Source organism: Amycolatopsis sp. cmx-11-32, from assembly GCF_047608695.1.
GTDB lineage: Bacteria > Actinomycetota > Actinomycetes > Mycobacteriales > Pseudonocardiaceae > Amycolatopsis.
Genome location: NZ_JADNQN010000032.1, coordinates 1 through 10693 on the forward strand (window position 1 = coordinate 1; position 10693 = coordinate 10693).

Here is a 10693-nt window from a genome sequence, read left to right on the forward strand (position 1 = left end):
TACTCCCGCCACCAACTCCGCCTCGCCGCACGCGTACGAGAACTAGTCGACAACGGCACCGGCCTCGACGCCGCCTGCCGCATCATCACCCTCGAAGACCAACTCCACGACGCACAACACCAAAACCACACACTCCCCACCACCGACTAAACCGCCAGGTGTGCCGCAACAGCCCGCGGCACACCGCTTCCGGACGCGCGCTCCCTCATGAAACACAGGTGATCACGAAGATCGTCGCCTCACCATGGCCGCTCCCCCACAGGCCCTGGTCAACCAAGGTCGACGGCCGCCGGCGCGATACCGGTCGCGCCGTCCGAACCCGGGGTTCGGCCCAAACCAGTCGAGGCAGAAGATTACGGCGCCGTGCAACTCGGCGAAAACAGCACCCGGTACGTGCGTGGCGGGCAGTTCCGCGGTCGCGACGACAGCCTGGTTCAGAGCTGACGCTCTTCCCAAGGTGACTCATTTCGAGGCGCGGTAAGGCGAAGGTGGCGTACCGGTGACTCGTTCGATGCCCCCAATGTGACATTGGCGGCGTTGAGCGTCCCCAAAGTCAAGTTGGCACTGACACCTCAAGCGTTCCCCACATAACCGCAGTTCAGAGGCACTTAGGCTGGTCTCGCAGCATGGCGGCATTCAGGCTTTGAAGCCGGTGTGATGGGGGTGGAGCCACTCCACCCCCATCCGCTACCGAGCGGCCGGAACGTCAGGCAGGTTCCAGTGGGTCGAGCTATCCGACTGGTCGAGCCAGAGTCCGTGCATCCCGTCTCGGGTCACTGTGAGTCCCAGCCGTTCCCACGTCGGGCTCCCTGCCGCAGTCCGAGGTCGCCCCGGTCGCACGCCACGACGTCTTCGGCGACGTGGCCTGTGGCGGCGCCGTGCTTCTGATCCTGCAGCTGAGACATGTGCTGCTCCTGGTCGTTCGCCTATCACCGCTGGTAACGCAGCGTGTTGGATACCTCCAGGTTGGCGCGCAGGACTCTGACTTCGGAATGCCGTGATCCCTGACTTCTTCTGCCTTCTTCTGCCTTCTGCCAGCTGGGCTCGCCCCGACGAGGGCACTCGCCCTAATCTGGAGCCATCGGGGCAGAGGAGGGCGTGATGGTGGACAGTGAGTTGCCGCGTACCCGCCTTGACCAGCTGATGAAGCAGAAGCGCATGACGCTCAGAGATCTGATGGACCGGTTTCGGGAGATCACGGGAACTGAGATGTCGGAGCGCCAGGCGTACCGGTGGGTCAACGGCGACCTGAAGAAGCGGCCCTACGCCCACGCTCAAGCCGCACTCGAACAGATCTTCGGTGAAGCCGCTTCTCGGCACTTGGGTCCGGCCGTAGGGAGCGGTCTCGTCCTCCAGGCAAGCCCGATGGAATCAAGCGGTTTACCGCCTGACCACGAGCGGTACGACTGGCAACGACAGGTAATCGCGAGGAGCGCAACGCGGGCACGCGAGTTCCTGAGCAGGACGGAGGTATCGAACGTGGGAGCAGAGACCTTGGACCAACTGACCGACGACGTTCGCCGGTTGACAGTGGCCTACCAGCAGAAGCCACTGGAAACCTTACTGGGCGACATGAGCGAAACGCAGAACCAGGTCTTCGGTCTACTTGAAGGTCGACAACGCCCGAAGCAAAGTCGGGATCTCCATCTTCTCGCTGGTGTCGCATCCGGGCTCATGGCGCGTGCTTCACACGATATCGGCGCGTCGGACGAAGCAATGGTCCATGCGCGAGCAGCTTTTACAGCCGCAGACAATGCCGGGCACGACGGATTGAAGGCTTGGGCCAAGGGGTTGCAGTCACTCATCGCTTATTGGGCTGGCCGCTACTCCGATTCGCTCAAGTACGCGCGCCAAGGCGGCGAGTTCGCGGAGCGAAGCAGGAACACGTCCGCCGTGTGGCTCGCGTCTGGGGAAGCTCGGTCGCTAGCAGCACTCGGCCAGTTCGACGACGCCCGCCAGGCAGTCGATAGAGCGACCGAGGCGCGCGAACTCGCTCGCAGCGATGATCTGGACGACCTGGGCGGCTTTTCACGTTCAATCGGCCGCGCCAGCTTTACTACGCCGCGGAAGCGTTGGCCTGGGCGGGGAACGACGCTGCCGCGGCGACCGAGCGATTTGCGCTCGAAGCGATCGCCGCTTATGAAGCGGCTCCGGCCGGCGATCGGGCGTTCGGCGACGAGGCAGGAACACGGTGCGCCCTCGCCATCGCGAGGATCGCCGGAACCGAGTTCGATGGGGCCGCCGACGCAATGACGGGGGTCCGGGAGTTGCCCATTGGCCAGCGAACGCACGGCGTCGTTACAGCCGTCGGGTACGTACAGCGCTGCCTCGCGACGATCGAAGCCGAAGGCCGCACCCTCAATGAGTTGGGTGATTCAATGCGTGCGTTCACCTCTCAGCGACTGGCGCTGTCCCAGTGACCGCAAAGAGCACAGAGGAAGCGTGGACGGGCGTTCAACCGATCGGCGCCAGGACCCAGCTTCGGGAGTTCCGGGAGTCCGACGGGCCTGCCGCGCACCGAATCGTCGGTGATGATCGGGTGACGCATTTCCTCTCATTCGACAGCCGCGATGAAAAAGCAGCAAAAGCCATGGTCGACGGCGCGGTCCAGCGTGCGCGATCTCAACCTCGGAACGAGTACTACCTCGCGATCACACGCAGGGACGACGACACCCTGATCGGATTCTGCCGACTCGCCCTATCAGGAGCGCAGGCCGCGAAGCTCGGATACGCCGTGGCCGCAGACTGCTGGAACCGAGGGTTCGCATCGGATGCAGTCTCGACCATGCTTGAGTTCGCATTCACGAATCTGGAACTGCACAGGGTTACCGCAGCGATCGGCCCGGACAACCATGCCTCTCAGAGGGTTGTAGGCCGACTCGGGTTCAAACGGGAGGGCGTTCTCCGCGATCACGTCTTCACCAACGGATCGTGGCGCGATTCTGTCCTCTACTCGATTCTCAGCAGCGAGTGGACAGAAGAACACTGATCCAGTGCATTCCACAATTTACCTGCGTCAACATCATCAAAATGGCCATAGAGGGCACATTGGGCGCGAATGTGATTCACGCCCAATGTTCCAGCTTGCCAAAATCAGTCCAGGACATCGCGTCCTGGCATTCTAGTTGCAAGAAATTCGATTCATCAGGTTAGGAGATCGCGTGCTATCCCGCTTCGAAATTCGTTGGTGGCTTTCCGACGGGGACGATGGAGAGGACATTGTTGACGTCAGCGAATTGATCGGCAGCTCGAAGAGCGCGGACGACGACGAATGATCACCCTCGAAGAGTTCGTAGCCGCGCTCCCGTACCGCATAAGGACCGAGCGGGGACTGAGCGACCCCATCGAGGTCGCGTCCGACTCGTCTCTCGTGTATGTCCCCAACGATTGGTGGAAGACCGAATCCACGAACCCCAACGCCGAAGACGAGTTCGAGGACATTCGCAAGGAAGACGAGCAGCAGAACGAGAAGAAGCCCTGACCAGGGTGGGGGCACTGGTAACAGCAGCGCCCCCACCTCTGCTATGCCAGTGCGGCGGCAAGTGTGATGTAGCTGCCACCGCCGACGAGAAGACCCACGACCGTACCGAAGCTGACTTCGGCGGTGGTGTGGTCTTTGAGTTCGACGCGTGACCAGCAGACCCAGGCGACGCCGAGGAACAGCAGGGCGAGCCAGGGGCCGTAGACGCTCATAAGCATCACAGTGGCACCGGCCGCGACGATGGCGTGCATCGAGATCTTGAACTTCAATCCGAACGTAACCGCGAGCGCGACCAGGAGGCACGCGAGTTCGGCGGCCGCGAGTGCAATCATCTCGTGCGGCGCGTTGCCGACGATCAGGACGACAAAACCGAACGCGAGGGAGCCGATGCACGCGGCGAACGGGATGAGGCGCCCGGCACGGTTGGTGACGTGGTGGCTGTCCCATTTCCCTTGCTTGGCGCCGCGCACGATGGCGGCCATCGGGATCAGCGAACCGGTGACACCGACGATGAGCCCCACAACAGCGTCTCGCCGAGGTGGTAGCCGGTGACTTTCCACGCGACGACGAGCGGCAGGCCGAGGACCCAGACCCAGGGCGCGAGGACTTCGGTGGCGATGCGTGCCGCGCGCTTCCGGGTCTCGCTGGTCGCAGACTCAGTGGACGGGGTCGGCGGCATGGCTGCTGGTCTCCTTCAGGATCTCAGCGACGGTGGTGGACGTGCTGTAGGCGGTGGCGACCGTCGCGAGCCATGCGGCTTCCTCGCGGTAGTCGTCAGTGGCCTCGCCCGGAGTGAACGGTACCGGCCACTCGGCGTGCACCGGTGTCCCACGCTCCGCGGTGCCCAGGGCCGTGGCGATGGTCACGGCCTGCGCGTACGCTCGGTTCGCGCCGGGCCGCCTCGGCCGGCTGGAGCGGCGCACGTGGCTGACCTGTGACGACGACGCCTGGCACGTCGAGCACCGGGAATGGTGGCAGCCGGAGCCCGAAAGCATCGAAGTCCTTCAACGACCGCAAGCCGACCACGTACCGACGGTCGATAGTGCGAGCACAGAGAGTACTGGCCTCACGGCCGTGGCCGACCGGCGTACGCTGCGTTTGTGAGTTCCTCACACACCAGCCAGCTCCATGTGGTCCGGTTCCCGGCCAGAGATGCCTGCAGGTGATCGGCGAGGAAAAAAGGGCATCATGAGCAAACTCGCCTGCGCACCCGGCGCCGAGTCGTTCGTTCACCCCGCCCTGTTCTACCGAGGACCCGAGGAGTACCTGGCCGGTACTGTCCCCTTCGTCCTGGCCGGAATTGCCGCTGAGGAACCCGTCACCGTAGCAGTGCCGGAAGACAACCTCGTCCTGCTACGGGCCGAACTCGGCCCTGACGCCGAACGAGTGCGGTTTCTGGATATGACCATCGCCGGGCGAAACCCCGGACGGATCATCCCTGGTGTCCTTCGCGCGTTCGCCGACGCCCATGCCGGGCAGCACGTCCGCATCATCGGCGAACCCATCTGGCCGGGTCGCACCGACCAGGAATACCCAGCCTGCGTCCAGCACGAAGCCCTGATCAACCTTGCTTTCACCGGCCGGGACCTCACCATCCTGTGCCCCTACGACACGCAGAACCTGGCACCGGCGGTGCTGACCGACGCCGAAGCGACCCATCCGCTTCTCATCGACGGCGCCGGACGGCGGACCAGCGCGGCCTATGACCCCGTGCGTGTCATCGCCGACTACAACCGGCCGCTGCCCGAACCGGCCGACGCCACCGAACTCGCCGTCGATGCCACCAACCTCGCCCGAGCCCGCGCCCTCGCGCGCACCCACGCCGACCATGCCGGCCTGTCCGATGATCAGGCGGCAGACATGGAACTGGTCGTCACCGAGCTGATCGCCAACAGCGTCGACCACGGCGGCGGATCGGGTCGGCTGCGGATCTGGACGACCGACCGGCATCTCGTCTGCGAGGTCAACGACCACGGCGCCATGACGGACCCCTTGGCCGGACGACGCCCCGCAGCGCCCGGCCAACTGCGCAACCGCGGCCTTCTGCTGGTCAACCACATGGCCGACCTCGTACGCCTCCACACTGACGTTCACGGCACGACCATGCGCGTTCATTTCCAGCTGTGATCGGCTAGAGCGCGCGGGCGCCCGTCTTGGCGGAAAAGCGGAACTCGACGGTCGCCGGCAGCGTGTCGAGATCGAGTGCTTGCCGTAATCGGGGCAAGCCGTCGGTGTCGATCCGACGACGGATCTCGGTGACGTCGCCGTCCTGCTCGGCACTGATCACCAGCGCGACAGCCGGTGTGTCGCGGGTACCCGCGAGCGTCGCGTGCGCGGCGTGGACGCCGGGATAGTCCGTCACCTCGGTGGTGAACGGCTCGATCGCGGTGCTCGCGGCCAGCTCCGTGCGGCCGAAGGCGGGGTCGGTTTCACAGCGCCAGGTGTGGGTCTTGGGTTTGCGGGTCAGCTGCGCGATGAGCCATCGCAGCACGAGCAGGCCCAGCGCCACCGCGACCGCGGTGGTGACATAGAGCGCCCAGGTAGGTGGCTGTCCCGTTCCTGGTACCAGCGCGGATTCCGGTTTCAGGACGGTGAGCGTGCCGAAATGGGTCAGCAGGGTGAAGGCGCCGGCCGCGATCAGCACAAGTCCGAAGAAGGCGAGCAAAGTGCGATTGAGGCGGGCGGGCCGGTTGAGACTGGTCATGACGCGCTCCTGGCGGAACGGACCCTGACCTTGACGGCCGGGCGGAGGGCGGGATCGATCTGGTCGAGCCGGTGCGCGATCGCGCCGCGGACGGCATCCGCGAGCCCATCGGTGGTCGTCCGCCCGGTACTCACTTTCGCGGCGACCGTGCGGGATTTGAGTTTCACCGTCGCGCCGGACACACCGTCCACCGCGGCGGCCGCGGCGCGAAGGGTGGAGCGATAGCTTCGGCGCGAAGCTCCGGAGTCCAGATCACCCCGCAGCGGCAGGACGGTGGGCTTGCCCGGCAGTGCCGCCGCCAAGATCAGGATCAGCCCGAGCAGAACCACGCCGGCGCCGACGATGGCCGGTATGACGTCGCTCCAGCGCGTGTCGTGCAACGCACCGGCGACTGTGTCGTAGCGAATCCAGGGAGTTTCACCGAGGAGCATCTGGATCGCGACGACCGCGACGAGGGCGCAGGCCGCGAGCAGGACGATCGCGGTGAGGGTCGCGGGGATGCTACGGCGTGGGCGGCGTTTCACTGGACCCTCCTGGTTTCGGCGGTGGCGGTGTGCAGCGCGGTCACGGTGATGTCCACCTGCGACACGGTGAGACCGGTGAACTCTTCGATGCGGCGCATCAGATGCCGTCGGGCGTTTTCCGTGGCGCGAGCGACCGACATCGGATAGCTGACAGAGATCCGGACGTCGAGGGTGGCCGTACCACCGGCGACTTTCGCGGTGACCTTGGCGCTGTTGTCGAGGTCTTCGCCGCCGACGGCGACACCGAGCACACGGCTCGCGGCGCCGCCGACGCCGTCGACCTCGGTCACCGCATGAGCCGCGATCCGTTCCACGGTGCTGTCTGAGATGGTGAGAACGCCCCGGTCCGCGGTGTCGGCTGGAGCCGTCATAGGTGGGGGGCTCGGCAGAGTGGCGGTCATGGCGGTCAGCCCCTGTCGCGGCCGGTGAGCTGCGACAGGTCGAGCTTGCCGTCGAGGACGCGGCCTGCCAGCAACCCGAGGGCGCCGAGGACCAGGACGACGAGGAACGCGCCGAACCCGCCGAAAGCGGCCGCGAGCCCGAGGGCGAGACCGGTGAGCAGGCCGAGATGCGTGGAATTCATGGGTTCTCCTTGGCGTGGATCAGGAAAGGGACGCGTCGGGCACCGTCTCCGGTTCATCGGCCGGCGAGGCGATGTCGCCGATCCGGACATGTACCGGGCGATCGATCGGCCCCACCGCGGTGCGGACGTCGTCGCCGATCTCGACGGCGGTCGCCGGGTAGCGGCCGGTGACGCCGATGGTGATCTCGTCGTCGCGGATGCGGATCCCCGGGATCCGGCGTCCACGCAGCAGGGTGGCGATCTCGCCGAACCGGCCGCTGTGCAGACCCGCGATGTGGGGCCGGGCCTGCACAGCGGTGGCGATGCGGTCGGCGTCGATCTCGACGCCGGGGCTCACTGGACGCGGCCGGTGTCGGTTTTGGTGTCCTCGTCCTCGTCGTCACCGGGGATGTGCACGTCGGAGACGTTGATGTTGACCTCGACGACCTCGAGCCCGGTGATCTGCTCGACCGCGCCGATGACGTTCTTCCGGATCGCGCGTGACAGGTCGGCGATGGACACGCCGTATTCGACGAGGATTTGCAGGTCGACCGCGGCTTGTTTCTCGCCGACCTCGACCGACACGCCCTGGCTCGCCGAGGCCGTGGCTCCGGGGATGCGTTCACGGATCGCACTGAAGGCCCTGGCGGCGCCACCCCCGAGGTCGTACACACCGGAGATCTCACGGGTGGCCAAGCCGGCGACCTTCGCCACGACAGTGTCGGCGATGGTGGTGGCACCCTTGCTCGACTCCAACGCGCCCGTGCCGGTCTTCTCGACCGCGGTCGACTTGCTCGGAGCCTGGGTGGCAGTCGAATTCGTCATGACTTCTCCTCTGCTCGGTTCCTGTGGTCTCAGCGGAAGATCACGGAGTCCATCCTTACTTCCACACCACTAAGACCCGGGTCCGAGAAGATCGTCACGACCCCATCGTGTGACACCCGTCCCTCCGCCCGGGTCAAATCAGGCAGTGCGATCCCGGCGATGATCGACGGCGTCCCGCCGGACCTGATCGGTGTGCGCCCCGATCTCCCCGAGCCGTTCGGCGAAACCGGTGTGCTCGCGCGGAAGGTGGACGCGCAGGTCGGCAAGCGGCGCCAGCAGACCGGTGACGTCGTTCTCGCCCAGCGCGGTACTGAGCCGGTCCGCGCTTTCCCGCGCCTGGGCGTCCAGCCCGTCCAGCGCCCCTGCCTGCCCGGCCAGCTGCCGCAAGATCGCCGAATTGCGCCGGGCCCAGTCCGCCACGGCGCGATCCCCCGCCCGCCGCTCGCGTTCCGCGTCGACCCGCGCCTCCCCCGTGTTCTCGCCGGTGACGGACGGCCGCAACCGCAGGAACCGCCGCTCCGCCGCCTGACGGCTCGCGACCCCCAGCGCCGGAGCGAGCGAGGTCCAGCTGGTACCGCCCGCCCGGGCCGCCGCGATCAGCTCCGGCTCCCACGCGGCCAGTTCTTCACGCACCGCCCTCAGCGCGGCCAAGGCCGTCAAAAGCCGGTCCGGTTCCGCCGCGCCGGACCGGGCCTCGGCCACGACGTCATGCACGGTCCGGATCATCCGCGCCGGGTCTGCGTCCCTCATTGTCATCCCATCGACGACTCAACAGTTGTCATCTTTCCGATGACATGTTAGAACAGTGGGGCGTGTTGACACCAGAGACAACGAACCCAGGAGGTGGAACCCGATGTTGATGCGCACAGACCCGTTCCGTGAGCTGGATCGCCTCACCCAGCAGATGTCCGGCGCCGCGAACCCGGGAACCTGGTCCAAACCGGCCACGATGCCGATGGACGCCTATCGCGACGGCGACGAGTTCGTCGTCAGCTTCGACCTTCCCGGCGTCGCCGCCGACGCGATCGAACTGGACATCGAACGCAACGTCCTGACGGTCAAGGCGGAACGGCGGCCGATCCCCGGCAAAGACGTGCAGATGCAAGTTTCCGAACGTCCATTGGGCGTCTTCTCCCGTCAGCTGTTCCTCGGCGACGCCCTCGACACGGACCGCATCGCGGCCGACTACGAAGCCGGGGTCCTGACGCTGCGTGTCCCGGTCGCCGAAAGGGCCAAACCACGGCGCATCGAGATCACCGGCACCGAGTCCGACCGCAGGAAGATCCAGGCCTGAGTGTCTGGTCCGGTGCGGGGTCCGCGGGCCCCGCACCGGACCAGACCGGGGAAGAAGGGGAATCCTCGTTGACCACGACACTCGTCATGCCTGCCCGCCACTCCCACACCCGCGACGATGTGTGGGGCTATCTCGCCGAAGTCACCGCCGCCCTGGGAATCGGCCTCGAATCCTGCACCGTCGACCACGACAGCCCGGTCTCGGCCTACGTCGCCCTCGACGAGCGGCTCCCCCGCCACCCCGGGCGTGACGTCGCCCTGCTGTGGGACGAAATGCACGGCTGGGCCGCGGCGATCGAGACCCATTCCGGCGAGGACCTCATCGTCCTCCGTTATCTCGGCGGGACCACCGCCACCCCGCCACCGGCCCGGGTCGCGCATTTCGTCAGCGCCTTGCGTGCGGACGACGACCGCGTCGGACAGCTCACTCCGCCGTCGCCACCCATGACGTCCAGGCCGGCTTGAGGGGCGCTTTGCCCCAAGCATGACCGGCTCGGCAAGCGCACCGTTCACGATGATCTCTCGTGTCGACGGCAGCGCTCGAATACTCCTCGGGAACGCCTGACCCCTGGTCGACGGTGACAACGCCACGCGTGATCCTGGGACACGCGAATCCAAGTGGTGTCCGCCTTCACTGAGGACACGCCTGACGCTCTTCGACAAGCGACAGCTCTGAAGGTGATTGCCCGGACACTTCGTTCCCGGGCAACGACGGGCTGGTCCGCGCGATCAGGCGAGGAGATCAAACCCCGAGTCGGCTGTAGAGACGGCTGCCGAGGGTCGCAGCCAGCTGGTTGAGCTCCGAGGTGGGGTCGAGCTGGGCGTACTGACCGAGCAACTCGGCCACCACATATGCCTCGATCTCCGACAGCAGCGCGACGCAGCGTTCCCGACGGCCCTGGTCGACCAGCCCCGCGAGAGCGCGGGCGTACTCCCGGTGGTCGCGCACTCCGCTGAGGTCGAACGGATCCTGCCGCGCGATCGAGTCACTCATTCCCCTCGTCACCCTTCCGAGTGTCCTTGGCCGTATGCCCCTCGCCGCTGACCTGCGGTTCCGGGCTTCCGAAGGAGCTTCCCGCCGGAACACGAACAAACTTATGATGGCGGGGGTAGACATTCAAGCTTGGGTGTGTGTAGTGTTCTTCTCGTACCGAGAGAGACAACGTCAAGCAGGCGTGGGAGATGACGGAACTACCCGCGAAGTGAGACAAGGCGGCCAGGCAGGACGAAGCCAATCTGTGAACAGGTTTCGACTGGTGGCCGGAGCAGTATTCCGGGATCGAGAAGTAAAGACGCACAGGGCA

16 protein-coding genes and 2 pseudogenes are annotated in these 10693 nt (G+C 66.0%); 7 read left to right on the top strand and 11 right to left on the bottom strand.

Annotated features, from left to right (window positions below; all coding sequences use genetic code 11):
* A pseudogene (locus ACM6LR_RS38980) lies at positions 1–150 on the top strand (MerR family DNA-binding transcriptional regulator); the annotation flags it as partial.
* A 623-nt stretch (positions 151–773) separates the two neighbouring features.
* On the opposite strand, the gene ACM6LR_RS38985 reads toward ACM6LR_RS38980, so the two are convergent.
* The gene (locus ACM6LR_RS38985) at positions 774–905 is read right to left on the bottom strand and encodes a hypothetical protein (RefSeq protein WP_414941802.1); all 132 of its coding nucleotides are present in this window, start codon (positions 903–905) and stop codon (positions 774–776) included.
* A gap of 196 nt (positions 906–1101) precedes the next feature.
* Here ACM6LR_RS38985 and ACM6LR_RS38990 point away from each other — a divergent pair, with 196 nt between their 5' ends.
* The 3 genes from ACM6LR_RS38990 (at position 1102) to ACM6LR_RS39000 (ending at position 3481) form a co-directional block, all read left to right on the top strand.
* Positions 1102–2253 carry a helix-turn-helix domain-containing protein gene (locus ACM6LR_RS38990; RefSeq protein ID WP_414945621.1) on the top strand — a complete coding sequence of 384 codons (1152 nt, stop codon included), beginning with the start codon at positions 1102–1104 and terminating at the stop codon, positions 2251–2253.
* Between the two features lie 163 nt (positions 2254–2416).
* Positions 2417–2989: a GNAT family N-acetyltransferase gene (locus ACM6LR_RS38995; protein WP_414945622.1), complete on the top strand. Its 573-nt coding sequence runs from the start codon at positions 2417–2419 to the stop codon at positions 2987–2989.
* A 282-nt stretch (positions 2990–3271) separates the two neighbouring features.
* Positions 3272–3481, top strand: coding sequence for a hypothetical protein (locus ACM6LR_RS39000; RefSeq protein WP_414945623.1), 210 nt, complete (start codon positions 3272–3274; stop codon positions 3479–3481).
* 41 nt (positions 3482–3522) lie between these two features.
* Here the strand turns inward: ACM6LR_RS39000 and ACM6LR_RS39005 are convergent.
* Positions 3523–4160: pseudogene (locus tag ACM6LR_RS39005) on the bottom strand (hypothetical protein).
* Entirely contained in the window at positions 4138–4476 is a 339-nt protein-coding gene (locus tag ACM6LR_RS39010) for a DUF6545 domain-containing protein (protein ID WP_414945624.1), read from the bottom strand. The pseudogene ACM6LR_RS39005 and the gene ACM6LR_RS39010 overlap by 23 nt, the downstream one beginning before the upstream one ends.
* Before the next feature lie 193 nt (positions 4477–4669).
* On the opposite strand from ACM6LR_RS39010, the gene ACM6LR_RS39015 reads away from it, so the two are divergent.
* On the top strand, positions 4670–5608 hold the full coding sequence (locus ACM6LR_RS39015) for an anti-sigma factor RsbA family regulatory protein (RefSeq protein ID WP_414945625.1): 939 nt from the start codon (positions 4670–4672) through the stop codon (positions 5606–5608).
* A gap of 4 nt (positions 5609–5612) precedes the next feature.
* Here ACM6LR_RS39015 and ACM6LR_RS39020 read toward each other — a convergent pair whose 3' ends face one another.
* The 7 genes from ACM6LR_RS39020 to ACM6LR_RS39050 all read right to left on the bottom strand — a co-directional run bounded on the left by ACM6LR_RS39020 (position 5613) and on the right by ACM6LR_RS39050 (position 8846).
* Positions 5613–6185 carry an alkaline shock response membrane anchor protein AmaP gene (locus tag ACM6LR_RS39020; RefSeq protein ID WP_414941797.1) on the bottom strand — a complete coding sequence of 191 codons (573 nt, stop codon included), beginning with the start codon at positions 6183–6185 and terminating at the stop codon, positions 5613–5615.
* Entirely contained in the window at positions 6182–6709 is a 528-nt protein-coding gene (locus tag ACM6LR_RS39025; protein ID WP_414941796.1) for a DUF6286 domain-containing protein, read from the bottom strand. The genes ACM6LR_RS39020 and ACM6LR_RS39025 overlap by 4 nt, the downstream gene beginning before the upstream one ends.
* A complete protein-coding gene (locus ACM6LR_RS39030; protein WP_414945626.1) occupies positions 6706–7080 on the bottom strand; it encodes an Asp23/Gls24 family envelope stress response protein in 375 nt (124 codons plus the stop codon). Before ACM6LR_RS39030 ends, ACM6LR_RS39025 begins: the two co-directional genes overlap by 4 nt.
* Positions 7081–7115: 35 nt before the next feature.
* Entirely contained in the window at positions 7116–7292 is a 177-nt protein-coding gene (locus ACM6LR_RS39035) for a hypothetical protein (RefSeq protein ID WP_414941794.1), read from the bottom strand.
* A 19-nt stretch (positions 7293–7311) separates the two neighbouring features.
* Complete coding sequence (locus ACM6LR_RS39040; protein ID WP_414941793.1) at positions 7312–7629, bottom strand: hypothetical protein; 318 nt, start codon at positions 7627–7629, stop codon at positions 7312–7314.
* Positions 7626–8096 (bottom strand): Asp23/Gls24 family envelope stress response protein, encoded by a 471-nt coding sequence (locus tag ACM6LR_RS39045; protein ID WP_414941792.1) that lies wholly within the window; start codon positions 8094–8096, stop codon positions 7626–7628. Before ACM6LR_RS39045 ends, ACM6LR_RS39040 begins: the two co-directional genes overlap by 4 nt.
* A gap of 138 nt (positions 8097–8234) precedes the next feature.
* Positions 8235–8846, bottom strand: coding sequence for an HSP18 transcriptional regulator (locus ACM6LR_RS39050; protein WP_414941791.1), 612 nt, complete (start codon positions 8844–8846; stop codon positions 8235–8237).
* 103 nt (positions 8847–8949) lie between these two features.
* Here ACM6LR_RS39050 and ACM6LR_RS39055 point away from each other — a divergent pair, with 103 nt between their 5' ends.
* On the top strand, positions 8950–9390 hold the full coding sequence (locus ACM6LR_RS39055; protein WP_414941790.1) for an Hsp20/alpha crystallin family protein: 441 nt from the start codon (positions 8950–8952) through the stop codon (positions 9388–9390).
* Between the two features lie 86 nt (positions 9391–9476).
* Entirely contained in the window at positions 9477–9854 is a 378-nt protein-coding gene (locus ACM6LR_RS39060; RefSeq protein ID WP_414941900.1) for a DUF6292 family protein, read from the top strand.
* Positions 9855–10131: 277 nt separating this feature from the next.
* Here ACM6LR_RS39060 and ACM6LR_RS39065 read toward each other — a convergent pair whose 3' ends face one another.
* Positions 10132–10383: a hypothetical protein gene (locus ACM6LR_RS39065; protein ID WP_414945627.1), complete on the bottom strand. Its 252-nt coding sequence runs from the start codon at positions 10381–10383 to the stop codon at positions 10132–10134.
* Between the last annotated feature and the right edge of the window lie 310 nt (positions 10384–10693).